This is a genomic window from Leifsonia tongyongensis, from assembly GCF_010686705.1.
Lineage (GTDB): Bacteria > Actinomycetota > Actinomycetes > Actinomycetales > Microbacteriaceae > Diaminobutyricibacter > Diaminobutyricibacter tongyongensis.
Window position 1 is genome coordinate 1055103 of record NZ_JAAGWY010000001.1, and the last position, 25467, is coordinate 1080569.

Annotated in this window: 27 protein-coding genes; 10 read left to right on the forward strand and 17 right to left on the reverse strand. The window is 64.7% G+C overall.

Annotated features, from left to right (window positions below):
* Positions 1 to 147: 147 nt before the first annotated feature.
* Together G3T36_RS05095 and G3T36_RS05100 are read right to left on the reverse strand one after the other, a co-directional pair.
* Positions 148 to 522 (reverse strand): VOC family protein, encoded by a 375-nt coding sequence (locus tag G3T36_RS05095; RefSeq protein ID WP_163288448.1) that lies wholly within the window; start codon positions 520 to 522, stop codon positions 148 to 150.
* 76 nt (positions 523 to 598) lie between these two features.
* Positions 599 to 1306, reverse strand: coding sequence for a WYL domain-containing protein (locus tag G3T36_RS05100; protein ID WP_163288450.1), 708 nt, complete (start codon positions 1304 to 1306; stop codon positions 599 to 601).
* 48 nt (positions 1307 to 1354) lie between these two features.
* Here G3T36_RS05100 and G3T36_RS05105 point away from each other — a divergent pair, with 48 nt between their 5' ends.
* A complete protein-coding gene (locus G3T36_RS05105; protein ID WP_163288452.1) occupies positions 1355 to 1510 on the forward strand; it encodes a hypothetical protein in 156 nt (51 codons plus the stop codon).
* A 245-nt stretch (positions 1511 to 1755) separates the two neighbouring features.
* On the opposite strand, the gene dnaB is transcribed toward G3T36_RS05105, so the two are convergent.
* The 7 genes from dnaB to G3T36_RS05140 form a co-directional block, all read right to left on the reverse strand.
* Positions 1756 to 3129, reverse strand: a complete 1374-nt coding sequence (gene dnaB, locus G3T36_RS05110) for a replicative DNA helicase (protein WP_163288454.1) — start codon at positions 3127 to 3129, stop codon at positions 1756 to 1758.
* A gap of 506 nt (positions 3130 to 3635) precedes the next feature.
* Complete coding sequence (gene rplI, locus G3T36_RS05115; RefSeq protein WP_163288456.1) at positions 3636 to 4088, reverse strand: 50S ribosomal protein L9; 453 nt, start codon at positions 4086 to 4088, stop codon at positions 3636 to 3638.
* A 12-nt stretch (positions 4089 to 4100) separates the two neighbouring features.
* Positions 4101 to 4364 (reverse strand): 30S ribosomal protein S18, encoded by a 264-nt coding sequence (gene rpsR, locus G3T36_RS05120; protein WP_055897232.1) that lies wholly within the window; start codon positions 4362 to 4364, stop codon positions 4101 to 4103.
* An 85-nt stretch (positions 4365 to 4449) separates the two neighbouring features.
* Positions 4450 to 4944 (reverse strand): single-stranded DNA-binding protein, encoded by a 495-nt coding sequence (locus tag G3T36_RS05125; protein WP_163288458.1) that lies wholly within the window; start codon positions 4942 to 4944, stop codon positions 4450 to 4452.
* A 4-nt stretch (positions 4945 to 4948) separates the two neighbouring features.
* Positions 4949 to 5335, reverse strand: a complete 387-nt coding sequence (gene rpsF / locus G3T36_RS05130; RefSeq protein ID WP_163288461.1) for a 30S ribosomal protein S6 — start codon at positions 5333 to 5335, stop codon at positions 4949 to 4951.
* 216 nt (positions 5336 to 5551) lie between these two features.
* A complete protein-coding gene (locus G3T36_RS05135) occupies positions 5552 to 6520 on the reverse strand; it encodes a type IV toxin-antitoxin system AbiEi family antitoxin domain-containing protein (protein WP_163288463.1) in 969 nt (322 codons plus the stop codon).
* 242 nt (positions 6521 to 6762) lie between these two features.
* Entirely contained in the window at positions 6763 to 8187 is a 1425-nt protein-coding gene (locus G3T36_RS05140) for a CCA tRNA nucleotidyltransferase (RefSeq protein WP_163288465.1), read from the reverse strand.
* Between the two features lie 127 nt (positions 8188 to 8314).
* Here G3T36_RS05140 and G3T36_RS05145 point away from each other — a divergent pair, with 127 nt between their 5' ends.
* From G3T36_RS05145 to G3T36_RS05170, 6 genes are all read left to right on the forward strand, one after another.
* Positions 8315 to 10639: a DUF6049 family protein gene (locus tag G3T36_RS05145; RefSeq protein ID WP_163288467.1), complete on the forward strand. Its 2325-nt coding sequence runs from the start codon at positions 8315 to 8317 to the stop codon at positions 10637 to 10639.
* Entirely contained in the window at positions 10632 to 12248 is a 1617-nt protein-coding gene (gene murJ, locus G3T36_RS05150) for a lipid II flippase MurJ (RefSeq protein ID WP_163288469.1), read from the forward strand. Before G3T36_RS05145 ends, murJ begins: the two co-directional genes overlap by 8 nt.
* Before the next feature lie 73 nt (positions 12249 to 12321).
* A complete protein-coding gene (gene trxB / locus G3T36_RS05155) occupies positions 12322 to 13293 on the forward strand; it encodes a thioredoxin-disulfide reductase (protein ID WP_163288471.1) in 972 nt (323 codons plus the stop codon).
* 14 nt (positions 13294 to 13307) lie between these two features.
* Positions 13308 to 13634 (forward strand): thioredoxin, encoded by a 327-nt coding sequence (gene trxA / locus G3T36_RS05160; protein WP_163288473.1) that lies wholly within the window; start codon positions 13308 to 13310, stop codon positions 13632 to 13634.
* Between the two features lie 154 nt (positions 13635 to 13788).
* A complete protein-coding gene (locus G3T36_RS05165) occupies positions 13789 to 15111 on the forward strand; it encodes an aminotransferase-like domain-containing protein (protein ID WP_163288475.1) in 1323 nt (440 codons plus the stop codon).
* Positions 15112 to 15132: 21 nt separating this feature from the next.
* Positions 15133 to 16098, forward strand: coding sequence for a D-alanine--D-alanine ligase family protein (locus G3T36_RS05170; RefSeq protein WP_163288477.1), 966 nt, complete (start codon positions 15133 to 15135; stop codon positions 16096 to 16098).
* Between the two features lie 7 nt (positions 16099 to 16105).
* Here G3T36_RS05170 and G3T36_RS05175 read toward each other — a convergent pair whose 3' ends face one another.
* From G3T36_RS05175 to rpmH, 8 genes are all read right to left on the reverse strand, one after another.
* On the reverse strand, positions 16106 to 17053 hold the full coding sequence (locus tag G3T36_RS05175) for a ParB/RepB/Spo0J family partition protein (RefSeq protein WP_163288479.1): 948 nt from the start codon (positions 17051 to 17053) through the stop codon (positions 16106 to 16108).
* On the reverse strand, positions 17053 to 17970 hold the full coding sequence (locus tag G3T36_RS05180; protein WP_163288481.1) for an AAA family ATPase: 918 nt from the start codon (positions 17968 to 17970) through the stop codon (positions 17053 to 17055). Before G3T36_RS05180 ends, G3T36_RS05175 begins: the two co-directional genes overlap by 1 nt.
* 114 nt (positions 17971 to 18084) lie before the next feature.
* Positions 18085 to 18714: a 16S rRNA (guanine(527)-N(7))-methyltransferase RsmG gene (gene rsmG / locus G3T36_RS05185; protein WP_163288483.1), complete on the reverse strand. Its 630-nt coding sequence runs from the start codon at positions 18712 to 18714 to the stop codon at positions 18085 to 18087.
* Between the two features lie 14 nt (positions 18715 to 18728).
* On the reverse strand, positions 18729 to 19298 hold the full coding sequence (locus G3T36_RS05190; RefSeq protein ID WP_163288485.1) for a Jag family protein: 570 nt from the start codon (positions 19296 to 19298) through the stop codon (positions 18729 to 18731).
* Positions 19299 to 19309: 11 nt separating this feature from the next.
* Complete coding sequence (gene yidC, locus G3T36_RS05195; protein WP_163288487.1) at positions 19310 to 20293, reverse strand: membrane protein insertase YidC; 984 nt, start codon at positions 20291 to 20293, stop codon at positions 19310 to 19312.
* A gap of 6 nt (positions 20294 to 20299) precedes the next feature.
* On the reverse strand, positions 20300 to 20611 hold the full coding sequence (yidD, locus tag G3T36_RS05200) for a membrane protein insertion efficiency factor YidD (protein WP_163288489.1): 312 nt from the start codon (positions 20609 to 20611) through the stop codon (positions 20300 to 20302).
* Positions 20608 to 20949 (reverse strand): ribonuclease P protein component, encoded by a 342-nt coding sequence (gene rnpA / locus G3T36_RS05205; protein WP_163288490.1) that lies wholly within the window; start codon positions 20947 to 20949, stop codon positions 20608 to 20610. Before rnpA ends, yidD begins: the two co-directional genes overlap by 4 nt.
* A gap of 4 nt (positions 20950 to 20953) precedes the next feature.
* Positions 20954 to 21091, reverse strand: coding sequence for a 50S ribosomal protein L34 (rpmH, locus tag G3T36_RS05210; RefSeq protein WP_163288492.1), 138 nt, complete (start codon positions 21089 to 21091; stop codon positions 20954 to 20956).
* Between the two features lie 434 nt (positions 21092 to 21525).
* Here rpmH and dnaA point away from each other — a divergent pair, with 434 nt between their 5' ends.
* The 3 genes from dnaA to gnd all read left to right on the forward strand — a co-directional run bounded on the left by dnaA (position 21526) and on the right by gnd (position 25463).
* Positions 21526 to 22950, forward strand: a complete 1425-nt coding sequence (gene dnaA, locus G3T36_RS05215; protein WP_163288494.1) for a chromosomal replication initiator protein DnaA — start codon at positions 21526 to 21528, stop codon at positions 22948 to 22950.
* 383 nt (positions 22951 to 23333) lie between these two features.
* The gene (dnaN, locus tag G3T36_RS05220; protein WP_163288496.1) at positions 23334 to 24479 is read left to right on the forward strand and encodes a DNA polymerase III subunit beta; all 1146 of its coding nucleotides are present in this window, start codon (positions 23334 to 23336) and stop codon (positions 24477 to 24479) included.
* Positions 24480 to 24575: 96 nt separating this feature from the next.
* Complete coding sequence (gene gnd, locus G3T36_RS05225; RefSeq protein WP_163288498.1) at positions 24576 to 25463, forward strand: phosphogluconate dehydrogenase (NAD(+)-dependent, decarboxylating); 888 nt, start codon at positions 24576 to 24578, stop codon at positions 25461 to 25463.
* Positions 25464 to 25467 lie beyond the last annotated feature (4 nt).

A 25467-nucleotide genomic window follows, 5' to 3' on the forward strand; every position in this document is an offset into this window, starting at 1 on the left:
TCGGTCCGGCCCGGCTCGTTTCTGTGCCGACAGGTCGGGGTGTCTTACGCGCAACCCGCCCTCACCTTCGGCGCGATCGAAGTCAGCATTGGCGCGATTCTGGTGGCCGGCTCATGGTTCAGGTCGAGTCCACAACGCAGATCGGTCTCAGGGGGTCGGGCGTGAGAAGAGATTCACGAGGTTGCCATCAGGATCGCGGAACAGGGTGGACCTGTTCCCCCAGGGCATCGTGGTCGGCTCGAGCACGATGTCCTCGAGCACGTCCTGCAGTCGAGCAAACTCCGCGTCGACGTCCGTGACGAGGAATTCGACGATGATCGTGTCGTTGCTGCCCGGTTTCGGGGCGTCGTCGCCGAGCATCGCGACGGTTACTGTGCTCGCGATCGCGATGGTGCCGGTGGCCGTTCGGAACTCCGCGAAGACAGGAGCCGGCCGCGCGGCGAGAGTGCCCGTGACGGCTTCGTAGAAACGAACGAGCCTGTCGACGTCGTGAGTGATGATGCGGATCGATGCGAGGTCCATGGTCTTCCTTTCAGCCGGGCCGTTTGGCTCGACGTGTCCAGGATCGGCCAGACGCGCGACAACGTCCTGTCGGTGTTTAGGGCGAATTCTCGCTCAAGCCGACCATCCGGAGCTCTCCCTCGACGATGCCGAGATCCTCCACGCGCAGCGGGCGCCGCGGTGGTCGCTCGCCCGTAGGCTTCGCCTCGGTGATGCGGTCGCCTCGGAATGCGCGAACGCCGTCGCGCAGCCGGCACCAGGCGATCAAGTACCAGTCGCTGCCCTTTCCGACGAATCCCATGGGTTCGACGTTTCGCGAGGTCGCGATGCCGTTGCGATCGGTATAGATGATCTGTAGAACGTGCCCGGTTCGCAATGCGTTGGCCAGTTCGCGCGGCGCGTCATTCGACCTATGCTCGCCGAGCAGGTGGATGCGGGTCGCTAGGTCCGCTGTCTCTCTGAGGCTGCGATCGTCTGTGACGGCGACAACCTTGCGGAGCGCCGACGTCGCCGCATCGCGGAATGGACTGGTGGCCAGCGTACCCAGAGCGACTATTACGGCGAGTGCCTCGTCGACAGTGAACCCCAGGGGTGCCAGGGTGTGCCCCGAATCAAGGCAGTAGCCTCCGGTGCGGCCAGGTTCTGCCCAAATGGGAACTCCGCTTTGTTGCAACGCCGACAAGTCCCGCTCGATCGTCCGGGAGCTGACAGCGAACTTCTCGGCAAGCCACCGGGCACTCCTCGGGCGCGGCGCCACCGCCCGCAGCTCCTCGACGAGTGCGTAGAGACGGTCGGTGCGATTCACACCTCGACCCTAGTTTCCAAATTTCGAGTCGCTGAGCACGACACCTGAATGGCGCAACCCAAAGCAGCGGTCAACTGCCACCTCACCGCCCGCAAGACGGACGCCATCCGCAACGTCGGCCAGATAGGGCTGCTCGGGCACTCCGCTGATCCGATCCGTTCCGAGGGAACGTCACTGAGTCGGCTGAGCTCAATACCCCACTGAGCTTCCGTGGGAGCTGGGCGAAGCCGACACACGCTTGCTGCGGTTCGGCCACAGGACGGGCTCCCTGGCCCGCACGCGTGATCTCTCGGTCGGCCGGTGGAGTTGTCGCGAGCACTTCTCATCTGTTGCGGCGCCGCGGTTTTTGGGTGTTGTTAGATAGAACCCGCCAATTTGATTGTCTACACCTCTCAGAAAGACAATCTTCGTGGCGGAAAGACAATCTATGGTGACGGTCCACAAGTTTGCTAGATCGGCGCCATATCCGTGAAACGCGAGTAGTGCCCCTGGAACGCGACGGTCACTGTACGGGTCGGACCGTTGCGGTGCTTGGCCACGATGAGGTCGGCTTCGCCCGCACGCGGATTGTCTTTCTCGTAAGCGCTCTCGCGGTGGAGGAGGATCACCATGTCGGCATCCTGCTCGATCGACCCGGACTCACGGAGGTCGCTCAGAGCGGGAAGCTTGTCCGCGCGCTGCTCGGGACCACGGTTGAGCTGGGACAGCGCGATCACGGGCACCTGGAGTTCCTTCGCGAGAAGCTTGAGAGCACGGGAGAACTCGCTGACCTCCTGCTGCCGGCTCTCTACGCGCTTGCCGCTCGTCATGAGCTGCAGGTAGTCGATGATGACCATCTTGAGGCCCACCCGCTGCTTGAGCCGGCGGCATTTCGCGCGGATCTCGACAAGGGTCATGTTGGGGCTGTCGTCGATGTAGAGCGGTGCGTCGTTGATGCGGCCGCGGGTGGATGCGATGGTCGTCCAGTCTCGGTTGTCGACGGTTCCCTTGCGCATGCTCTGCAGGGGCACGGATGCTTCAGCCGAGAGCAGACGCATCGCGATCTCGCTGCGCCCCATCTCGAGGGAGAAGAAGATGGTCGGCATGTCGTGCTTGATCGCTGCGGCGCGGGCGAAGTCGAGCGCGAGGGTCGACTTACCGAGAGCCGGGCGAGCCGCGACGATGATCATCTGCCCGGGGTGGAGGCCGTTCGTGAGTTCGTCGAGCTCGGCGAAGCCGGTGGGAACGCCGGTCATTGACCCGTCTTTGTGCTTTGCCGCCTCGATCTCGTCGATCGCGACGGTCACGGCCTCGGTGAGGGGGACGTAGTCCTCGCTGTCCGTCGAGCCGGTGACAGCGTAGATCTCCGCCTGCGCGTTGTTGACGAGGTCGAGCACCTCACCCTCGGCGGCGTAGCCCATCTGCGTGATGCGTGTGCCCGCCTCCACGAGCCGGCGCAGCAGTGCCCGCTCCGCGACGATGGAGGCGTAGTAGCCGGCGTTGGCGGCCGTCGGGACGAGCCCTGTCAGGGTGTGGAGGTAGTCGGCGCCACCGGCGCGCGAGAGCTCGCCCGCCTTCGTCAGTTCGTCGGTGACGGCGATGACGTCTGTGGGCTCTCCGTGGGAGTAGAGCGACAGGATGGCGTCGTAGATGATCTCGTGCTTCGGGATGTAGAAGTCGGTGCCGCGCACGACTTCGACGACGTCGGCCACCGCATCCTTGCTGAGGAGCATGCCGCCCAGGGCGCTCTGTTCGGCCAGAAGGTCGTGGGGAGGGGTGCGTTCCGTCTGCCTGCTCTCGCCTGGCTGTCGCTGCTCGGCCAGACCCAGATGGGCAATGGACACCCCGGCCTCCTTTTCGTTTTCGTCGGTGCCCTGATGGGCGCGAGCGTGTCGTGCTTTCCTTCAGTGAACCGCGATCGATCTGTCGTATCCGGCGGCTCGCCGGACACGTCGATACTCCCAGGAGCCGGCGACATTCCGGGGCTCCTCGAATCGCATTGTCCTCGCCGTCATCCGGCGTCGCCCCACACTAGGAGGCACGCTCGGCGCGCCACAACTCGCCCTGTGGATAACGATGTGGAGAATCTGCGCGAAACGCCGCCCGCTATGTGCACAACCTGTGGGCAATCCTGTGGACTACGAAAGAATTTCAGGGGTTATATACCCGCTGACCAGGATTTTAGTTTCCCCCACCCTGTGTGTAGAAACTTGTTTAAACGTCGCGTCGAAGCTTGCCCCCATTGTGGGTGACCCTGTGTACAAAGTTGTGACAAAGGCTTGCGCTGGGCCGTTAAACAGGTGTAGCGGCGGACTCGCGTCCGCCGCTACATCTGCGTTGCTTTTCGCGCCTACTTGGCGGCGACCACCTGCAGGGTGATCGTCGCGGAGAGGTCGTCGCGCAGGCGAATCGTCGCCTCGTGCTCGCCGACCACCTTGATGGGGTTGGGGAGTTCGATCTTGCGCTTGTCGAGGGTGCCGATTCCGGCTGCTTCGACGGCTGCTGCGACGTCCGAGGTCTTGACCGAGCCGAAGAGGCGGCCTTCGCTGCCGGCCTTGACCGTCAGCTTGACCTTGGTCGCCTCGAGCTTGGCTTTGAGGTCCTGGGCTTCTTCGATGGTGGCCAGTTCGCGAGCGGTGCGTGCCGCCTTGATCTGGTCGACCTGCTTCTCGCCACCACGGGACCACGCCACAGCGAAGCCCTGGGGGATGAGGTAGTTGCGGGCGTAGCCGTTCTTGACGTCGACGACGTCGCCGGCGGCTCCGAGGCCGGAGACCTCGTGGGTCAGAATGAGTTTCGACATGTCTTCCGGCTCCTAACGGCCCGAGCCGGCGTAGGGCAGGAGCGCCATCTCGCGCGCGTTCTTGACGGCGCGGGCGATGAGGCGCTGCTCCTGCACGGAGACACCGGTGATGCGGCGAGCGCGGATCTTGCCACGCTCGGAGATGAACTTACGCAGGGTTGCAACGTCCTTGTAGTCGATGACTCCGACTCGGATCGACTTCGCGGGGGCGGCGTTCTTGCCGTCCTTGCCCTTGCGGATCGGCTTGCGGCGGTCGCCGCTCGACTTTCCAGCCATGATTTCCTTTACTTTCGTTTAAGTGTGTGTTTCGCGACGGCTTCCGCGACCGGGGAGCTGGGCTCCGTGGCGCGGGATCGCATACCTAGAAGGGGGTCTCGTCGTTGAAGTTGCCGGGGGCGCTCCACACATCCGCTCCCGAGGAGGAGTCGGAGGAGGGTGCCGCGGCAGCCCACGGTTCGTCGACGGCGCCGGCAGGCGAGCCGCCGCGCGACGACTGTGCGCGCGTGATCGAGGCGGTGGCGTAACGGAGCGACGGCCCGATCTCGTCGATTTCCAGCTCGATGGACGTGCGCTTCTCACCTTCCTTCGTCTCGTACGAACGCTGCTTGAGACGCCCCGTTGCGATGACTCGGGATCCCTTGGTCAGCGAACCCGCGACGTGTTCGGCGAATTCACGCCAGACGCTCGCGCGCAGGAACAGGGCCTCGCCATCTTTCCAGTCGTTGGTCGCGCGGTCGAAGCTGCGCGGAGTGGATGCGATGGTGAAGTTGGCAACCGCCAGCCCGTTCTGCGTGTAGCGCAGCTCCGGGTCGCTGGTGAGGTTGCCCACCACGGTGATTACGGTCTCGCCGGCCATCGGACTAGGCGGTCTTCTCGGCGGGAGCGGCCTTGGCGGGAGCGGCAGCCTTGCGGGCGGCCTTCTCGTCGGCGAGCTTGGCGGCAGCGGCGACCTGTGCGATCGCCTCTTCGGCACGGAGCACCTTGGTGCGCATGACGGCCTCGCTGAGCTTCAGCTGGCGGTCGAGCTCCTTGGTGGTCTCACCGGTCGCGGTCAACTGCACGACGGCGTAGATGCCTTCGGTCTTCTTGTTGATCTCGTAGGCGAGACGGCGGCGGCCCCAGATGTCGACGCTGTCGACCGTTCCACCGTCGTTACGAACGACGTTGAGGAACTTGTCAAGGCTGGGAGCTACGGTGCGCTCGTCGATCTCTGGATCGAGGATGACCATCAACTCGTACTGATGCATGACTAACCCACCTCCTTTGGACTTAGCGGTTACAGACGGTCTGTAACAGGAGGGTTCTACATCTGTCATCCGGGCACTCTGCGCCCAGACAACCTACCCAGCGTACCTGACGCGTCCTCGCCCCGCCACTCCGCCCCCTCCCCACACTTACTCCGCCGAGAATCACTCACCGGGCCGACAGTCAGTGCCCCATTGGTGACAGCCGGCTGGATCGAGTCATCTCGGCCGAGCACGGCTTGGCCGAAGGCCGGCGCCGATCAGGCGCCGGCGGAGTGAGTCCGGCGCAAGCGCGACCTCCCACGTCCACCTGCAGACGCCCTTTCCCGTCGATCGGAGCCTGTCTTCGCGGATCTTCTCGCTCCACACAATCTCGGCCATGTCTCTTCCTCGTGTGTATTCCTCGCGTGTGTATTTCGCGTAGCCGTCGAACTCTCCGAACAGTTCATCCCACTCGAAGTCGGGGTAGTCTGCGCCGTCGGCGTGCGGAACCCTGGTCTGCAACTCCGGGGGTGGGAAGCCGAGTCGGTGTATGACCGCCCGACTGAGCGACTCGCCTGGGGATCCGGAACGATCGTCACTGAATTCCATAGCCAGGCGAGCCCGACGACACCCGCGCCGCGGTCCTTCACTCTTCAGTCGTTCGAGTAGCAATTCCGCCGGCACGCCTGCCGCCGGATGGCCGTTCGGAAGCCGGATCGTTGCCTTCGTCCCATGGTCCAGCGTCGCAACCGCCGATTCGAACGGTGAAGACTTCGCGAGGTCGAGCAGAGTGCGTTCGATCGAGGTCACCAGGAAGTCGTCGAGTTGCACGACATCGTCGGCGTCGATTCGGTCGTGGTGCCAGACGATGCCGTTTCCCGAATGGGCCGGGCGGTCCCCGAACGCAACGAGATGTGTCTGAGCGGGCCAGCGGCCGATGATCGGAATGCCCCAGAGGAGAGCGGCGGACTGGTGCGAGAACACGATTTCACGACGACGCGTTTCGCGCACGGCGACGAGGACTGCCCCGTAACGAGCGTCGTCGGTGGCCTGCTGCCAGAACGGTGTCGGAATGTATGCACCCCTCCTCAGGCGAACGAGCTCGCCCCGGGCGGCCCGCTTGCTGAGTTGCGGCCCATCGCGCAACTCATCGGGCTCATTCCTAGTCAGGGTCAGGTGGTCTCGTGCGTGCTGGACGGTGTTCATCCGACCATCGTCTCGGGCCCAGTCGGGCCCGCGAGCGGAAATCGGGCAACCTGTGCATACCCGGTTCGGGAGTTCCCTTGGGGAGGGAGCATCCCGCGTTGGCGCCCCATCCACCCAGGATCACCGTTCACGCCCAGATGACCCGCTGTGCCGGTGACTTTCGGCTGAAGCAGTGACACTCGGCGCCGGGTTGGACGTTGGGGAGTGGTGGGCGGGGGAGTGGTGGGCGGGGGAGGGGCGCGTCAGCGCGCCGACCACCAGGCGAGGAGGCGGCGCGCCGCCTCCTCCTCCCCGAGCGGACCCTCGTCGAGCCGCAGCTCGAGCAGGAACCGCAGCGCCTCGCCGACTTCCCGTCCCGGCTTCAGGCCGAGCAGCCCCATGACCTGCTCGCCGTCGAGGTCGGGGCGCACCGCATCCAGTTCCTCTTTCTCCTGCAGGTGACGGATGCGCTCCTCGAGGTCGTCGTACGCGAAGCCAAGCCGGTCCGCCTTGCGGCGGTTCCGGGTCGTCACGTCGGCACGCGTCAGCATGTGGAGGCGTTCGAGCTGGTCGCCGGCGTCGCGGACATAACGTCGCACGGCCGAATCCGTCCACGCCCCGTCGGTGTATCCGAAGAACCGCAGGTGCAATTCGATCAGGCGGTCCACCGCGTCGATCGTGTCGTTGTCGAACCGGAGCGCTTTCAGCCGCTTCCGTGCGAGTTTCGCACCGACGAGATCGTGGTGGTAGAAGCTGACCGCTCCGCCCGGCTCCAGCCGTCTGGTCGCCGGCTTGCCGATGTCGTGCAGCAGCGCGGCGAGGCGGAGCACGAGATCCGGCTCATCCCCCGGGTGTCGTTCCCGCTCGTAGCCGATCGCCTGGTCGAGCACCGTCAGGCTGTGCTGGTAGACGTCTTTGTGGTGGTGGTGTTCGTCGATCTCCAGCCGTAGCGCCGGGATCTCGGGGAGGACCTCCTGCGCCAGGCCCGTCTCGACGAGCAGTTCGATGCCCGCGCGCGGCGCAGCGCTCAGGAGGAGCTTGGAGAGCTCGTCGCGGATGCGTTCGGCACTGACGATCTCGATGCGCTCCGCGAGCCGCGCCATGGCCTCTCGCGTCTCGTCGTCGACGGTGAAACCGAGCTGTGACGTGAATCGCGCCGCCCGGAGCATCCGCAACGGGTCGTCCCCGAACGAGATCGCGGGCGTGCTTGGCGTGCGCAGGGTCCCGCTGATCAGGTCGTCCACGCCACTCGACGGGTCGACGAGGATCGTCTCGGGAACCCGCAGTGCAAGAGCGTTGACGGTGAAGTCGCGCCGGACCAGGTCACCCTCCAGGGTGTCGCCGAAGACGACGTCCGGCTTGCGGGTCTCCCCGTCGTAGCTGTCGGCGCGGTACGTCGTGATCTCGACGGTCTCGCCCGCGATGCGCGCTCCGATGGTCCCGAATTCGCGGCCGATGTCCCAGTGCGCGTCGGCGATGGGCGTGACGACCTTCAGGATGTCGTCGGGTCGCGCGTTCGTGGTGAAGTCGAGGTCGTTCACGGGTCGGCCCAGGAGAGCATCCCTGACCGGTCCTCCGACGAGGGCCAGCTCGTAGCCGGCGTCCGCGAAGGCCGCGGCGAGCCTGGCGACGGTCGGGGAGGTCGCGAGGTCGCCGAGGCGTTCGAGTGATTCGGCGACGCTCTGCATGGTGCCCCAGTTTAACCGGGACCGGCCGGTGCCGGCTCTCCACAGACCCGTTCCTCGCCGGAGTCTCACAGGGCCCACCCCCTAGAATTGGCGACATGGAGGCCGAGCTGGAGTCGTGCGTCGACGCATGAAATGGTCCAGCCGACCCCGTAGCTCGGGCGTGCGCCGGCTGGCCGTGATCGTCACCGCGGCCGTCCTTGGCGTCTCCGCGGTGACCGCATCCGTGGCCGTCGACCACACGCAGGCGATCGCCCAGCAGCAGGTCGCGACCGCGCGCACGGCGAAGTCGGCGGCGGATGCGGCCCAGCTGACCGTCACCGTGTCGCCGGACAACGGCGGCATCCTCGCTCCCGGCCAGGACCTCACCGTCCAGGTCGCTGTGACGAACGACACGGCGACACCGTTCGTCGCGGGGACGATCGACCTGTGGATGGACAAGACGCCGATCGATTCCCGCAAGAGCCTGGCGACCTGGCTCGGCTCGACCGACGCGGTCCCTGGCGCGCAGACCATCGGCCGCGCGCCGCTCGGCGGCCTCGAACCGGGCTCGACCTCGGTGGTGCGGGTGACCGTACCCGCCGCGTCCGTTCCGATCACGGCGCGCACGACCCAGGGAGTGTTCGGGATCGGCACGACCGTCTCCATCGGCTCCGCCACGAAAGTCAGTGGACGTTCGACGATCTCCTGGAACGCCGGGGCGGAGATCACCCGGTCGAACGTGACTGTCGTGATGCCGATCACGGCTCCTGCCACGGCGGCGGGTCTGATCCCCGCTGCCGATCTCGCCGCGTTCACCGCGCCGAACGGAGTCCTCACCCGCCAGGTCGACGGACTGATCGGGCATCCGTCGGTCGCGATCGGCATCGATCCGATGATCCTCGCGTCGATCCGGGTCCTCGGCACAGCCGCTCCTGCGAGCGCGACGCAGTGGATGCTCTCCCTCTCCCAGCTCCCGAACGACGTCTTCTCGCTGGGGTACGGAGACGCAGACCTTTCCGGGCAGTTCCAGAGCGGTCTCAACGCGCCCCTGGCGCCGACGGCTCTCGGCTACGCGATGGACCCCGCGAACTTCCAGACGGAGCCGGCCCCTGTCGGCGAACCGACAGGAACAGCGACGACCGAGCCCGGGGACGCCACCCCCACCCCCACGCCGACGCCGACGACGCCGACCGGCCCCGTGCTCCCCACTCTCGACCAGCTGACCGCCTGGCCGTATTCCCTTCACGGCATCGCCTGGCCCGCCGAGAACGCCGTTCGCTCATCCGACCTGGGCTCGCTGGTGGCCAACGGTTTCCACACACCGATCCTGTCGGGCGACAACACGAATGCTGCAGACCTCGCCACGACGCCGGATTCCGTGCTTCCGATCAGCGGCGGCAAGGCGCTCGTCGCCGACTCCGGCATCTCCACCGCACTCCGCGCCGCGGCGACAGCCACCGACGACACTGGATGGAACGCCGCAATGTCCCAGGTCAATGCCCAGCTGGGGCTGGTGAGCGAAGACGGCGGAGGCCAGCGCAGCCTCACCGTGACGCTGGGGCGCTCCTGGCCGTCGAGCGGCACCCAGCTGGAGCGCACGCTCCGGGCTATCCAGACCTCTCCGTGGACCAACGCGGTCTCGCTTCCCCGGGTCCTTGCGAGCGCGCCGACTCCCGGGCTCACGTTCACGAGCAGGTCGGAGAGCCAGGCGCGCCTGACCGGCATCAAGGGACTTCTCGACACCGAGACCCGGATCAACGACTTCGCCACGATCCTCGACGATCCGGCCACGATGACCGGCCAGAACCGCGCGCAGCTGCTCACCCTGCTTGCCGTGTCCTGGACGGAGCCGCGCAACGACTGGTCCAACGCCGTGTCGAACAACCTCCAATCGTCGTTCAAGATCCTCAATTCGGTGAGGATTCTCCCCACCGAGAACGTCAACCTGGTAAGCGCGCAGGGATCGATCCCGTTCTCGGTCAACAATGGTCTGCCGAACGAAGCGGTGACCGTCGTGCTCAGCGCCTCGCCGTCGAACAGCAGGCTCGAGATCGACGAAGACGCGACGAAGCGCATCCAGCCGAACTCACGCGCCACGGTGCTGGTTCCGGTGAAGGCCAAACTGGGCAACGGCCAGGTCATCCTGACCCTGCAGCTGCTGAGCCCGACGGGCGTGAAGATCGGGACGCCGACGGCGGTGACAGTGGATGTCCACGCAGACTGGGAGGGGATCGGTGCGCTGATCGTCGGCATCCTCCTCGTGCTGCTGTTCGGATTCGGCATCGTGCGGAACATCCTTCGGCGGCGGCGCGAGAACAGCGCCGCCGGGCGCGAAGGTGATGCGGGCGCGACGGAGAGTGCGCCCGACGGCAACTCTCCGGATGGGGCGGCACGAACCGGAGACCCGCTGGCGGGCGACGCGACCGCCGGCGCCGAGCAGCACTCGGACGATACGAAGGAGCCGAGTGTCTAGCATCGGCCGCTCCAGCGCGGTGCTCGCCTCGGGCACGCTCGTCTCCCGTATCCTCGGCTTCGCCAAGGCGTGGCTCCTTCTTCAGGCCATCGGTGCACTCGGCTTCGCCTCGAACGCCTATGCCACGTCGACGATCGTCCCGAACAGCATCTACGCGATCATCGCCCAGGGCATCCTCAATGCGGTGCTCGTTCCGCAGATCGTGCGCGCTTCGGTGCATGCCGACGGGGGCAAGGCGTACATAAATAAGCTGGTCACACTCGGTATCCTGATTTTTGCGGCCGTCGCGCTCGTCGCGACATTGCTGTCCCCGTTGCTGATGCCGCTCTTCGGCCTCCGCGGTTCCCAGGCCGAACTGGCGACGGCGTTCGCCTACTGGTCACTGCCCCAGATCTTCTTCCTCGGCCTCTACACGCTCCTCGGCGAAGTACTCAACGCTCGAAAGTCCTTCGGCCCCTTCACCTGGGCTCCGGTGGTGAACAACGTGATCGCCATCGCGATGCTGATCGTGTTCATCGTCGCGTTCGGGGCAGACCCGAACGGTACTCGCTCGCCGATCTGGACCCCGACGATGGTGGCGGTCCTGGCCGGCGGCGCCACGCTCGGAGTCGCGGTCCAGGCGCTCATCCTCTTCTTCTTCTGGAGGCGGATCGACCTGCGCTTCCGCTTCGACTTCCGGTGGCGCGGCGTGAACCTGGGCCATGCGGGCAAGGCGGCCGGCTGGACCTTCGCCATGCTCCTTGCCACGCAGGCCGCCGGTCTGGTCGAGACGAATGTGGCCAACTCGGCGGGCGTAGGCTTCGCGGGCCCCCTTGTGATGAACAACGCGTGGCTGATCTTCATGCTCCCGCACGGCATCATCGCGGTCTCGATCGTGACCGCCTTCTACACCCGGATGGCCGAGCATGCGCACACCGAGGACATTCCGTCGTTCCGCATGGACTTCTCGAACGCCGCCCGATCGATCCTCCTGCTGATCACCTTCTGCGCGGCCGCCCTTATCGTCGTGGCATTCCCGCTGTCGAAGATCTTCACGCCCGCTTACACCCAGATGGGCTTCGTCCTGATCGGCTACCTGATCGGGCTCGTGCCGTTCTCCCTCGTCTTCATGTCGCAACGCGCCTTCTATTCGCTCGGCGACACACGCACACCCTTCTTCTTCACCCTCGCGCAGGTAGCCGTGATCATCGTCGGCGTTCTCCTCTGCTTCATGGTCGCTCCCGATTTCCGGGCAGCGGCGATCGCGGTCGTCGTCTCGGTGGCCGGCGGAATCCAGGCCATCATCGCGATCGGCCTGCTGAGGCGCCGGATCGGGGGAGTGGATGGCCGGCGCATCCTGAGCGGGCTATGGCGGTTCCTCGTGGCCGCAGCCGTCGCCATGCTCGCCGGAGCGGGGGTTCTCCTCCTCTTGGGCGGCGTCTCGAAGGGCGCCTTCCCCGTCTCGGGATTCTTCGCCGCCCTCGTGTCGATCGCACTGGCCGGTGTGGTCATGCTCGCGGTCTATGTCGGGGCTCTCGTGCTGCTCCGCTCAACCGACCTGAAGACGGGGCTGGCACCTCTGACGAACCGGCTGAGCCGACGCTCCGAACACACAGACGACACGGAATAGCATCCGCCTAGGATGTGTTGTATGGGTCAGCGAGTCTTATCGGCCCGCGATTGACAGTGCAAGGAGCTCTTGAGTGCGGCAGATCATCATCATCGGTTCCGGCCCGGCCGGATACACGGCAGCCGTGTACGCGGCCCGCGCCAACCTGAAGCCCCTGCTGATCGCCTCGTCCGTCGAGGCCGGCGGTGAGCTGATGAACACGACCGAGGTGGAGAACTTCCCCGGTTTCCCCGACGGGATCCAAGGCCCCGACCTGATGTTCAAGATGCAGGCGCAGGCAGAGAAGTTCGGCACAGAGGTCGTCTACGACGACGTCGTGAGCGTCGAGCTCTCGGGTGACGTGAAGACGGTGACACTCGGCTCCGGCGCCGTTCACCAGGCGCTGGCCGTCATCTTCGCGACCGGCTCTGCGTACCGCAAGCTCGGGCTCGACGACGAAGAGCGCCTCGCCGGGCACGGTGTGTCCTGGTGTGCGACGTGTGACGGGTTCTTCTTCAAGGAGCGCGTGATCGCTGTCGTCGGCGGGGGTGACTCGGCGATGGAGGAGGCAAGCTTCCTCACCCGGTTCGCCGACAAGGTCTACGTGATCCACCGCAAGGACAACCTGCGCGCGTCGAAGATCATGCAGGATCGCGCGTTCGCGAACGACAAGATCGAGTTCATCTGGAACTCCGAGGTCGTCGGCATCCAGGGCACGGAGACCGTGACCGGTGTCACATTGCGCGACACCCTCACCGGTGCGGAGCGCCCACTCGAACTCCAAGGCCTCTTCATCGCGATCGGCAACGACCCGCGCGTGCACCTCGTCCACGGGCAGCTCGACCTCACTCCGGATGGCACGATCGCCGTCGCCGGCCGGAGTTCGAAGACCGCTCTCGCCGGTGTCTTCGCTGCCGGTGACGTCGTCGACCCGACGTATCGCCAGGCTGTCACGGCCGCCGCATCCGGCACCGTTGCGGCGCTCGACGCCGAGCACTACCTTGCAAGCCTTCCCGAAGACCTGCTGGCCCAAGCCGGCGATCTCGAACTCACCACAACCGCATAAAGGAGAACCACCACATGTCTGCAGCACGTTCGGTCACGGACGCCACCTTCCAGGAAGACGTCCTGAACAGCGAGAAGACGATCCTCGTCGACTTCTGGGCTGAGTGGTGCGGCCCGTGTCGCGCCGTCGGTCCGATCCTCGACCAGATCGCGGTCGAGCACGCCGACAAGATCGAGGTCGTCAAGCTGAACGTCGACGAGAACCCGCAGACCGCTGCGAAGTACCAGATCACGTCGATTCCTGCGATGAAGGTCTACCAGGGTGGCGAGGTCGTCAAGACCGTCATCGGCGCCAAGCCGAAGCCCGCCCTCGAAGCCGACCTCGCCGCCTATATCTCGTAATAGTCAGCACAGAGCTCGTCCAGGACCCGCCCGCTAACCCGGGCGGGTCCTTTTTTAACTCCACCACCGTTCCACGTGAAACATCCCCGATTCTCCGCAACCGGCATTCCACAAATAGGCTTGGCAGCAGTGTTCAGAACGGATGACTGGTGATATGACGACTCAGGGCAGCCCGACTTCGCAGGGCAACAACCTCGACCGGTGGTACGGCAGCTACGCGCAGCGGACCAGCGGCCTCGCCGCCAGCGAGGTCCGGGCCCTGTTCGCCGTTGCCTCCCGCCCCGAGGTCGTTTCCCTCGCCGGCGGGATGCCCTTCGTCTCCGCCCTCCCGCAAGACCTGGTGGTCGGCGCGATGGACCGGGTCATGCGCGAGCAGGGTGCGGTCGCGCTCCAGTACGGGTCGGGGCAGGGTGTACCGGCACTTCGGGAACAGATCCTCGACGTGATGGCCCTCGAAGGCATCAGTGGCAGCGCCGACGATGTCGTCGTCACGACCGGATCGCAGCACGCCCTCGAACTCTTCAGCAAACTGTTCATCGACCCGGGCGACGTCGTGCTCGCCGAAGGGCCCAGCTACGTCACCGCCCTGGTGATCTTCCGTTCGTACCAGGCCGAGGTCGACCACGTTCCGATGGACGAGCACGGCCTGATTCCTGAAGCTCTCCGCGAGCACATCGCGAGACTCAAAAGCGCTGGTCGCAAGGTGAAATTCCTCTACACCGTCCCGACTTTCCACAATCCGGCCGGCGTCACACTGAGCTGGGAGCGTCGTCTGGAGATCCTCGAGATCGCACGTGCCAACGACATCCTCGTTCTCGAGGACAACCCGTACGGACTGCTCTACTTCGGCGAGAAGCCGCCCGCGGCGATGCGTTCCGTCGAGCGCGAAGGTGTCGTCTATCTGGGGACGTTCTCGAAGACCCTCGCCCCGGGTTTCCGCGTCGGCTGGGCTCTCGCGCCGCATGCGATTCGCGAGAAGCTGATTCTCGCGAACGAGGCCGCCGTGCTCAGTCCCAGTTCGTTCACGCAACTCGTGGTCTCGGAGTACCTGCGCGACGCGGACTGGAGGGCGCAGATCGACACTTTCCGGGGCGTGTACCGCGAACGCAAGGAGACGATGATCGGCGCCTTGAACGAGTACCTCCCGGAACTCACCTGGACCAACCCCAACGGTGGGTTCTACGTCTGGCTCACCCTGCCGTCGCATCTCGATTCGAAGGCGATGCTTCCGCGCGCCGTCACCGAGCTCGTCGCCTACACGCCGGGCACGGCGTTCTATGCGGATGGCAATGGGCGCCAGAACATCCGGCTCTCGTTCTGTTACCCCACGCCAGAGCGCATCCGTGTCGGCATCCGCCGCCTTGCCGCCGTCATCAACGGTGAACTGGATCTGCTCGACACGTTCGCCGGAACCGGTTCGCTGAGCGCTGTCCGTCGGGACCGTTCGAGCGCGAGCCTCCCGACCGACCTGCAGTAGTCAACCGAGAAAGGCCTGATCATGGCTGATTTTTCCGCACTCGATATCGTTGTTCTGGCTGGCGGGATCTCTCACGAGCGCGACATCTCCCTCCGGTCGGGGCGCCGGGTGGCCGACGGCCTGACCGCACTCGGTCACCGGGTCACCGTACTCGAACCTGACGCGTCCCTTCTCGCCTACCTGACGAGCAACCGACCGGATGTGGTCTGGCCGGCGCTGCACGGAGCCAGCGGAGAAGACGGCGCTCTTCGCGCGCTGCTCGAGCAGACCGGCATCCCCTTCGTCGGTTCGCGCGGCGAGTCCGCGCGGCTGGCCTGGTCGAAGCCGACCGCGAAGACGCTGGTCGCACGCGCGGGCGTCGCGACTCCCGCATCCGTCACCCTCCCCAAAGAGACGTTCCGTGAACTGGGCGCCAACAGCGTGCTCGACGCGGTGATCGCCGGACTCGGCTCATCGCTGGTCGTGAAGCCTGCGCAGGGCGGCTCCGCCCAGGGCGTGACCATCGTCGACGACGCCGCCGACCTGCCCCGTGCGATGGTCGATGCGTACACATACTCCGACGTCGCCCTCATCGAGCAGAAGGTCGTCGGTTCCGAGGTGTCGGTTGCGGTACTGGAGGTCGGCGACGGTCCGACCGCCCTGCCTGCGGTCGAGATCGTCCCCGTCGGGGGTGCCTACACGTTCGACGCCCGGTACAACGCGGGGGAGACCCGCTTCTATGTGCCGGCCCGGGTGACCGACGAGGTGGCCGGGCGGGTTGCGCGCGCAGCAGAGGTCGCCCACTCGGCATTGGGCCTCCGTCACCTGTCCCGGATCGACCTCATCGTCGATGCCGACGGCATACCGTGGTTCCTCGAAGCAAATGTCCTGCCGGGGCTGACGGAGACGTCGATCGCACCGCAGGCCATCGAAGCAGCAGGGCGCAGCCTCGGCGAGGTCTACGCCGCGCTCGCTGTCGCGGCGATCAACGACGCGGTGAGCGTGTGACGGGCGCTCAGTTGTAGCTCGGCTCCCCGAGCTCCCCCAGGATGCGGTTGAGATCCTGGATGGTCGCGAAATCAACGACGATCTGGCCTTTTCTCGCTCCCAGCATGACCTTGACGCGTGTATTCAAACGGTCGCCCAGACGCTCAGCGATTTCGTCGAGGTGACCCTGGCGACGGCCCGGGTTCGCCTTGGGTCGAACGGGCTTCGGCGTCGCACTCGCTGCTGCCTCGGCAGCGCGCACCGAGAGGTCCTCGTTGACGATCTTGTCGGCGAGGCGCTGCATGGCGTCGGGGTCGCCGGTCGAGAGGATGGCGCGCGCGTGACCCGCACTCAAGACTCCCGCCGCGACCCGGCTCTGGACAGCTGCCGGCAGCTTCAGCAGGCGCAGCGTGTTGGTGATCTGCGGACGAGATCGTCCGATACGGCCGGCGAGCTCCTCCTGCGTTATCCCGAAGTCGGCGAGGAGCTGCTGGTACGCCGACGCTTCTTCGAGGGGGTTGAGGTTCGACCGGTGGAGGTTCTCGAGAAGGGCATCCCGGAGCATGTCCTCGTCGGCCGTGTCCTTGATGACCGCGGGGATCGTCTCGAGACCGAGTTCCTTGGTGGCGCGCAGGCGACGCTCGCCCATGATGAGTTCGTACTTGTCGGACTGCCCTGCGATCGGGCGCACGACGATCGGCTGCAGCACGCCGACTTCGCGGATGCTCGCCACCAGCTCGTCGAGCGCTTCGCGGTCGAACTCGGTGCGGGGCTGGGCCGCGTTCGGCACGATGTCGGCAGGGGAGAGGTTCGCAAGCTGCGCACCGGGCACCGCCACCAGTTCGATCGTGGCAGTCGCTGTCGACCCCATGCTTCCCTGGTTCGGGAAGAAGATGTCGACCGGTCGCGCCGACGAGTCGGACGTCGGGATGAGCGCGCCGATTCCACGGCCGAGTCCTGTGCGTTTCGCAGCCATTAGCGGGGTACTCCTCTTCGTGCGATCTCGGCGGCCGCTTCAAGGTACGAGAGCGAGCCGGACGAGTTGGTGTCGTAGGTGATGACGCTCTGCCCGTAGCTCGGTGCCTCCGAGATGCGGACGGATCGGGGGATGATCGTGTCGAGGACTTCCTTCGGGAAGTGCGCACGCACATCCTCGGCCACCTGGTGCGCGAGATTGGTGCGCGAGTCGTACATGGTGAGCAGGATGGTCGAGACCTGCAGCTTCGGATTGAGGTGCTTCTCGATCAGTTTGATGTTTTTGAGGAGCTGGCTCAGGCCCTCGAGCGCGTAGTACTCGCACTGGATCGGGATGAGAACCTCGGTCGCGGCCACGAAGGCATTGATGGTCAGCAGGCCGAGCGACGGTGGGCAGTCGATGAGCACGTAGTCGAAGTCGTATTCGTCGAGGAACTCGCCCAGCGCACGCGCTAGCCGCTGCTCGCGGGCGACCATGGATACCAGTTCGATCTCCGCGCCGGCAAGGTCGATTGTCGCCGGAACACAGAAGAGACCGTCGAATTCCGGGCTCTTCTGGATCACTTCATCCATATTCCGGTCGTTCACGATCACGTCGTACACGCTCGGAGTGCCTTCACGGTGCTCCACACTGAGGGCGGTGGATGCGTTGCCTTGGGGATCCAGGTCGATCACCAGGACGCGAGCGCCTGATTTCGCGAGCGCCGCCGAGAGGTTGACCACGGTCGTGGTCTTACCGACGCCACCCTTCTGGTTGGAGATCGTGAAGATCCGCGTCCGCGAGGGGAGGGGAAGGGTCTGGGATGCGATCGCCTGACGACGCCGCGTCAGTTCGGCGATCTCGTGAGCGAGTGGGGTCGATCCATCAAAGACGGTCGTGGTCGCTTCGACCTGGCTGTCCTGTTCAGGATGTTTCACGTGAAACCTTGTCGCTCTGTTCTCGGTGAAATTCACCGTGTCCGTGGATCTTCCGCGATCGATCCGGAAGATGTCCTTCTGCGAATGGCCGGGCCCGGGGGAGGACCCGGCCGGTCAATCAACTGTAGCTCGGATGACCCGTGTGACCTCGTTCAGCACGCCCTCACCGAGAGTAATCACTTCGACATTGCTGAGCCGGTAGCGCTTGATCTCTTTGGACGCCGCCTCGATCTCTGCCGCAGCACCGGCGCCCTTCATCAGGACGAGCTCACCCCCGGATCGCACGAGTGGCGCGGTCAAGGGAATGAGCTTCCGGAACGCCGACACCGCGCGTGCGGTGACCTGGTCGAGTGGCGACGTGAGCTTCGTGTCTTCGGCACGAGCCCGCACAACCTCCACGTTGCTCAAGCCGAGCTCGTCGACCTGTTCGTTGAGCCAGGCTATCCGCCGTTCCATCGGCTCGATGAGCACGAAAGAGACATCCGGTCGGGCTATTGCGAGCACGAGTCCCGGAAGACCGGCCCCGCTTCCGACATCCCCGACCCGACCCGGATGGAGCAGGGGAGCGACAATGGCACAGTTCAGGATGTGCCTGGACCACAGCCGGGGGAGCTCGAGCGGCCCGATCAGGCCGCGCTCTTCACCCTGCTCGGCAAGGTTCTTCGTGAACTGACGTGCGACATCCACGTTGGGCCCGAAGAGCGCGGCTGCTTCAGGCGGTTCGATCTCGAACGTCGACGTCAATGTTTCACGTGAAACTACGACGCGGTGATCACAGTGTGACGGTCGCGGCCTTCTCCGTGCGAGTTCGAGACGAATCCACGGTCGGAGACGATGTCGTGAACGAGTTTGCGCTCGTAGGACGACATCGGGGGGAGTGCAGCCTGGGCTGCGCCCTCTTCGATGCGAGCGATGGCCCGGTCTACCAGCAGCGCCAGCTCGGCCTGGCGGGCCTCACGTGATCCGCCGATGTCGAGAATGAGGCGCGAGAACGACCCGGTCTTGTTCTGGACGGCCAGGCGGGCGAGCTCCTGCAGCGCGTTCACCGTGTCGGGCTTCGAAAGCAGACGAAGGTTCGCGTCCTCCGAGGCATTCACCGAGACGTAGGCGCGCCCGTTGCGCGCGTCGATGTCGATGTCACCGTCGATGTCGCAGATGTCGAGAAGCTCTTCGATGTAGTCCGCGGCGATGTCACCCTCGGCGTCGAGCTGGGCCGAGGTCGGAACGGTGTGCTCGCCTTCCTCGGGTGTCTCGTTCACGCCCTGCGCGCCCTCGGCCGCAACGGCCTCGGCACCCAGTTCGGGCTCGGTCTGCTGTACGTCGGTCATCTGCTTCTTTCCTACTTCTTTCCGCCGGCTTGCTTCTTGGCGCGGTTCTTGCCGACCGGCTGGACGCGCTGCGTCGTGACCGGCTTCTGGGGCTGTTCGTCGATCGAGAGCACGACGACACCTTCGTCGTTGACCAGCTTGCCCTTCTTGGCAAGGCGGGCCTCGCGGGCCTTGGCCGCCTCGCTGCCCGGGGTCGGCATGTTGCGGATGACCACGAACTGCTGCACCATCGTCCAGATGTTGGAGGTGAGCCAGTAGAACATGACGCCGAGCGGGAACGCGAAGCCGGAGAACAGGAAGACGAAGGGGAGCAGGTAGAGCAGGATGCGCTGCTGCTTGAACTGCGGGCTCGCCTTGGTCTCGGGGGACATGTTCTTCGAGACGATCTGGAGCTGGGTGATGAACTGCGACGCCGTCATCAGCACGACCATCACTGCTGCGATCACCATGACCGCGACCTGGGGCGGGTGCGCATTGAGTGCGCCGGAGAAGCTCTGGTGCAGGGGCGCGATACCGAAGAGCTCTGCGTTGCCGAACTGGACGGCAAGGGTCTCGTTCAACGGACCGACGCCGGCGTGGCCGCTCTGCGCGCCGTTGAGCACCTGGAAGAGGCTGAAGAACACCGGCATCTGCAGCAGGAGCGGGAGACATGAGCTCAGCGGGTTGGTGCCCGTCTTCTTGTAGAGCTCCATCGTCTCGCGGGACATGGCCTCACGGGAGAACTGGTCCTTCTTGCCCTTGTATTTGTCCTGGATCTTCTTCAGCTGGGGCGCGACCTCGAGCATCCGCCGCTGGTTCTTGATCTGCCGGACGAAGACGGGGATGAGCGCCGCGCGCACGACCACGGTCAGGCCCACGATGGAGAGTACCCAGGTGATGCCGGCCGCGGGGTCGAGCCCCATGACCGTGAACAACTGGTGGAACGCCACGAGAATGAGTTCCACGACCCATTTGATGGGCCACAGAATTGTTCCGAAGATGGCTCCGATGTCCATGTGGTGCTAAGCCTTTCCGTGGCTGCTGGCTACGACGAACCCGAATGGAGTCACGTTGTACCGACGCTTCTTCTTGAGGGGGACGTCGTCGATCCCGCCTTCCGCCCAGGGGTGACAGCGGGCGATCCTGCGAATTCCGAGTGCCGAGCCGATCACGACACCGTGTTCCTGGATGGCCTGCAATGCGTAGGCCGAACAGGAGGGGTAGTACCGGCAGACGTCACCGTAAAGCGGCGAGATCACAGCCCGATACGCACGCAGTAGGAGCACGGCAGCGTTCCGCGGCAAGAGGAGCACAGCTGTGAGGGCGGTGTTCATCGACGGAGGTTGCCTTTACTGACGGCGCGGGATATCTCTTCATGCAGGGTAGCCCACTCCGCATTGGCGGAGGCTGGCAATGCCCTGACGACCACATCGGCACCCGGCTGGAGTTGGGGGAGCAATTCGTATGAGGCTGCTTTGAGCCGGCGCCTCACCCGATTGCGCCGAACCGCGGTGCCGACGGTCTTGCCCACGATAAAACCGAATCGCACCACTGCGGAGTCAGGATCGGTGCGGATGTACGTGACGGTGTTGGCTGCGGTGATTCGTGTACCGCGCCGGACCGTCGCCTTGTAATCCGCCCCCCGCGTGATGCGATTGGCTTTTGCGAGCAACGGGTTAGGCGGAGAGCTTGGTGCGGCCCTTGGTGCGGCGGGCTGCCAGGATGGCGCGACCGGCGCGGGTGCGCATACGCAGGCGGAAGCCGTGGGTCTTCGCACGCTTGCGGTTGTTCGGCTGGAACGTTCTCTTGCTCATGATCTGTCTCCGGAGGTCTCTTCTGTGCAGGCCTGTGCCGATCGAATGGCCAGCACGGGAGGCCGAAGAAGTTTTTGGGCAGCCACGTCTGCGGCTGAAGTCAACTGATTAAAACTACGGCCTAGACCGGACGAGGTCAAACCAATCGCGCCGAATCATTGATTATCCACAGTATTCGGCCGAAAGTAGGACAGGACGCGCCGAGCGATTCGCCTTGTCAAATTTGATCGAGCACAGTGCGTTCGTTACCGTGAGGACGAAAGTTATCCCCAGCCATACCCATTTAAGGCCGGAGATCGCTACGGTAATGGACACACAGCGGTGGATAACTCTGTGAATACCTTTCCGGCGGTGGAATACTCCGGGCCGACGAGCATTCACGATGGGGTGGATCGCGTCAACGGAAGCGATCCAGGACACGAATACGGGGAACAATGGCCAACGGCGAAGAACTGATTTCTGCGGCATGGCAGACGGTGCTCGTCTCTCTCGAGACCGACGAGCGCATCACGCCTCAGCTGTATGGATTCCTCAGCCTGGTCGAGCCGAAAGGCATCATGGCCGGCACCCTCTACCTGGAGGTGCCGAACGAGTTCACGCGCGGAATGATCGAGCAGCGCAGCCGTGTCCCTCTCCTCAATGCGATCGGCGGCCTCGATGAATCGCTGGCCGTCAGCAACTTCGCCATCGTCGTGAACCCGGAGATCCAGCAGGAGACGCTCGAAGCTCCGTCCGAACAGCCCGACCCCGGGTATATCGACATTCCCTCCGCCCCGGCGCCGGTGACCGAGATCACCGCTCCTCCACGGAACGCTGATACCCGGCTCAACCCGAAGTACAGCTTCGACAACTTCGTCATCGGACAATCGAACCGGTTCGCCCACGCTGCGGCCGTCGCGGTCGCCGAAGCGCCGGCGAAGGCGTACAACCCTCTCTTCATCTATGGCGAGTCGGGCCTCGGCAAGACCCACCTCCTCCACGCCATCGGTCACTACGCGATGAGCCTGTACCCGGGCATCCGGGTTCGCTACGTCAGCTCCGAAGAGTTCACGAACGACTTCATCAACTCGATCGCGAACAACAGGGGTTCCCTTTTCCAGTCGCGCTATCGCAACATCGACATCCTCCTGATCGACGACATCCAGTTCCTCCAGGGCAAGGCCGAGACGCAGGAAGCGTTCTTCCACACCTTCAACACCCTGCACGACCACAACAAGCAGGTCGTGATCACCAGCGACCTGCCGCCCAAGCACTTGACGGGATTCGAAGACCGGATGCGGTCCCGCTTCGAATGGGGACTGATCACGGACGTGCAGGCTCCCGACCTCGAGACCCGCATCGCGATTCTCCGTAAGAAGGCGCAGAGCGAGAAACTCCAGGTTCCGGACGACATCCTGGAATTCATGGCCTCGAAAGTCTCCAGCAACATCCGGGAACTCGAGGGGACGCTCATCCGCGTGACCGCGTTCGCCAGCCTCAACCGCACGCCGGTCGACATGAACCTCGTTCAGACGGTCCTGAAGGACCTGATCACCCTCGACGACGACAATGTCATCGCGCCGGTCGACATCATCACGAACACGGCCGACTACTTCAAGCTCACCGTCGACGACCTGTACGGCTCCAGCCGATCGCAGGCCGTCGCAACCGCCAGGCAGATCGCGATGTACCTGTGCCGTGAACTCACGAATCTCTCCCTCCCGAAGATCGGCCAGCTGTTCGGCAACCGCGACCACACCACGGTGATGTACGCGAACAAGAAGATCAGCGAGCTCATGAAGGAGCGCCGCTCCATCTACAACCAGGTCACCGAGCTCACCAGCCGCATCAAGCAGAACCACCGCTACAGCAAGGGTTAACCTGCGCATCCCCCTTTTCAGGGGACGAGTGTGAATACTCACACTGTGGATAACTTGTGGACAACGGTGGAACAACCCGCCCCGAGATGTTGACTAATGACAGGTTCTTGTGAGTTACGACGATTCGGCCGGCGCCCTCCACCCCCGCATGTTTACGGGCATCCACACTTCCTCAACATCTCACACGCGTGTAGTTCCCAGTGGTTGACCGGGACTCGACGGGTTATCCACAGTTTCCACAACGGTTAAGACCATTAAGGGTTAATTAATCTCTACTGGGGCTCGACAACCTTGACCACGGACCAACGAAGGCGCATGGCCTCACGAGACGCAAGCGCTAGCATTGTCACGATCCATCCGCTCCCTACGACAGAGGTGACTTCGTGAAGTTCCAGGCCAATCGGGATGTATTCAGCGAAGCTGTTTCGTTTGCCGTGAAACTTCTGCCGCAGCGAACGACTCTGCCGATCCTGAGCGGTGTGCTGATCGAGACCACCGACACCGGCCTGATCCTGTCGTCGTTCGACTACGAGGTCTCTGCGCAGACCGAGATCGCCGCAGAAGTGGAGGAGCCGGGAAGGATCCTGGTGTCCGGCCGCCTGCTCGCCGAGATCGCGAGCAAGCTCCCCAACGCGCCGGTGCAGCTCTCCACCGAGGAATCGCGGATCATCGTGCGTTCCGGGTCTGCGAGCTTCACTCTGCTGTCCATGCCGGTCGAGGAATATCCCAGCATCCCGCAGGTCAGCGGCCAGTCCGGGCTCGTGCCTGCGGAGGAATTCGCGACGGCCGTCGCCCAGGTCGGCGTCGCGGCTTCGCGGGACGACGTGACCCCGGTCATCACGGGTGTGCAGCTCGAAGTCGGCGACAACACGCTCGGCCTCGTGGCCACCGACCGCTACCGTGTCGCCGTCCGCGAGATCGACTGGGACGGCGGCAGCGGATCGAGCGAACCTGTCACCGCGCTCGTCCCGGCGCGCACCCTGCAGGAGATCGGAAAGACGCTCGGCCACAGCGGAACGATCGCCGTCTCGATCACCAATCGCGACGACCGCGAACTCATCGCGTTCACCGCCGACAAGAAGACGGTGACGTCTTTGCTGATCAAAGGCAATTTCCCGCCGGTTCGTCGTCTGTTCCCCGAAACGGTCGACAACTACGCCGTGATCAACACAGCCGACCTGATCGAGGCGACCCGGCGTGTGTCACTCGTCCTCGAGCGCGAAGCTGCGCTCCGCTTCACATTCTCACTCGACGGCCTGACCCTCGAAGCGATCGGGTCCGAGCAGGCCCAGGCTTCCGAGACCATCGACGCTCTCCTCACCGGCCAGGACACGGTTGTCTCCCTGAAACCGCAGTTCCTGCTCGATGGTCTCGGTGCGGTGCATTCGGAATTCGTTCGCATCTCTTTCACCAAGACCGAGAATCCCAACAAGCCGGGACCGGTGCTGATCACGAGCCAGTCGAGCAAGGACCAGGCCGGCGCGGACAACTACAAATACCTGCTGCAGCCGAACCTGTTGCTGCGCTGACGCGCGGCGCGCTGGAGCTAAAAGGATCGCGCCAGCGATCCCGCGACGCCAGCGCCTGAGGAGCCTGCGACTCAGGGAGAAGGAAGAGAGAACGCTATGCACATCGGCCTCATCGGTCTCGGAAAAATGGGTAACAACATGCGTGCCCGACTCGAGAGCAAGGGAATCGAGGTGACCGGTTACGACACGAACCCCGATGTCTCCGACGTGGCGACCGTCGCCGACCTGGTCGCAGCGCTTCCCACACCGCGCGTCGTCTGGATGATGGTGCCGGCCGGTGCGGTGACGGATGCGGTCGTGAACGACCTCGAACCCCACCTCGAGAAGGGCGATCTCGTCGTCGATGGCGGCAATTCGCGGTTCACGGAAGACTTCAAGCACTCGGCGCAGCTCGCTCCCAAGGGCGTCGACTTCATGGACGTCGGCGTGTCCGGCGGTGTGTGGGGACTCCAGAACGGCTACGGCCTGATGGTGGGTGGCAGCGCGGCCCAGGTCGAGCGGGTCATGCCGGTCTTCGACGCCCTTCGCCCGGACGGTCCTCGGGACGAAGGCTTCGTCCACGTGGGCGAAGTCGGCGCCGGACACTACGCGAAGATGGTGCACAACGGCATCGAATATGCGCTGATGGAGGCCTACGCCGAGGGCTACGAACTCCTGGATACGCGCAAAGACATCATCAAGGACGTCACCGGCACATTCAAGGCATGGCAGCGTGGGACGGTCGTGCGGTCCTGGCTGCTGGAGCTGCTGGTCCGCGCGCTGGAACAGGACCCGGAATTCGAGCACATCGAGGGCTACGTGCAGGATTCCGGCGAAGGCCGCTGGACGGTCGAGGAAGCGCTCGAGAACGCGGTTCCCGTCCCGACGATCAGCGCCTCGATCTTCGCCCGGTTCGTATCGCGGCAGAAGGATTCGCCGGCGATGAAGGCTGTTGCGGCATTGCGCAACCAGTTCGGCGGCCACGCCGTCAAAGCGGTCGACTGACCGG

Bases quoted from the DNA above. Each gene is read 5' to 3' on its own strand.
- G3T36_RS05095 (WP_163288448.1), bottom strand. From the start codon at position 522: ATGGACCTCGCATCGATCCGCATCATCACTCACGACGTCGACAGGCTC.
- G3T36_RS05105 (WP_163288452.1), top strand. From the start codon at position 1,355: ATGGCGCAACCCAAAGCAGCGGTCAACTGCCACCTCACCGCCCGCAAG.
- rplI (WP_163288456.1), bottom strand. From the start codon at position 4,088: ATGTCGAAACTCATTCTGACCCACGAGGTCTCCGGCCTCGGAGCCGCC.
- rpsR (WP_055897232.1), bottom strand. From the start codon at position 4,364: ATGGCTGGAAAGTCGAGCGGCGACCGCCGCAAGCCGATCCGCAAGGGC.
- G3T36_RS05125 (WP_163288458.1), bottom strand. From the start codon at position 4,944: ATGGCCGGCGAGACCGTAATCACCGTGGTGGGCAACCTCACCAGCGAC.
- rpsF (WP_163288461.1), bottom strand. From the start codon at position 5,335: ATGCATCAGTACGAGTTGATGGTCATCCTCGATCCAGAGATCGACGAG.
- G3T36_RS05135 (WP_163288463.1), bottom strand. From the start codon at position 6,520: ATGAACACCGTCCAGCACGCACGAGACCACCTGACCCTGACTAGGAAT.
- G3T36_RS05140 (WP_163288465.1), bottom strand. From the start codon at position 8,187: ATGCAGAGCGTCGCCGAATCACTCGAACGCCTCGGCGACCTCGCGACC.
- G3T36_RS05145 (WP_163288467.1), top strand. From the start codon at position 8,315: ATGAAATGGTCCAGCCGACCCCGTAGCTCGGGCGTGCGCCGGCTGGCC.
- trxA (WP_163288473.1), top strand. From the start codon at position 13,308: ATGTCTGCAGCACGTTCGGTCACGGACGCCACCTTCCAGGAAGACGTC.
- G3T36_RS05165 (WP_163288475.1), top strand. From the start codon at position 13,789: ATGACGACTCAGGGCAGCCCGACTTCGCAGGGCAACAACCTCGACCGG.
- G3T36_RS05170 (WP_163288477.1), top strand. From the start codon at position 15,133: ATGGCTGATTTTTCCGCACTCGATATCGTTGTTCTGGCTGGCGGGATC.
- G3T36_RS05175 (WP_163288479.1), bottom strand. From the start codon at position 17,053: ATGGCTGCGAAACGCACAGGACTCGGCCGTGGAATCGGCGCGCTCATC.
- G3T36_RS05190 (WP_163288485.1), bottom strand. From the start codon at position 19,298: ATGACCGACGTACAGCAGACCGAGCCCGAACTGGGTGCCGAGGCCGTT.
- yidC (WP_163288487.1), bottom strand. From the start codon at position 20,293: ATGGACATCGGAGCCATCTTCGGAACAATTCTGTGGCCCATCAAATGG.
- yidD (WP_163288489.1), bottom strand. From the start codon at position 20,611: ATGAACACCGCCCTCACAGCTGTGCTCCTCTTGCCGCGGAACGCTGCC.
- rpmH (WP_163288492.1), bottom strand. From the start codon at position 21,091: ATGAGCAAGAGAACGTTCCAGCCGAACAACCGCAAGCGTGCGAAGACC.
- dnaA (WP_163288494.1), top strand. From the start codon at position 21,526: ATGGCCAACGGCGAAGAACTGATTTCTGCGGCATGGCAGACGGTGCTC.
- gnd (WP_163288498.1), top strand. From the start codon at position 24,576: ATGCACATCGGCCTCATCGGTCTCGGAAAAATGGGTAACAACATGCGT.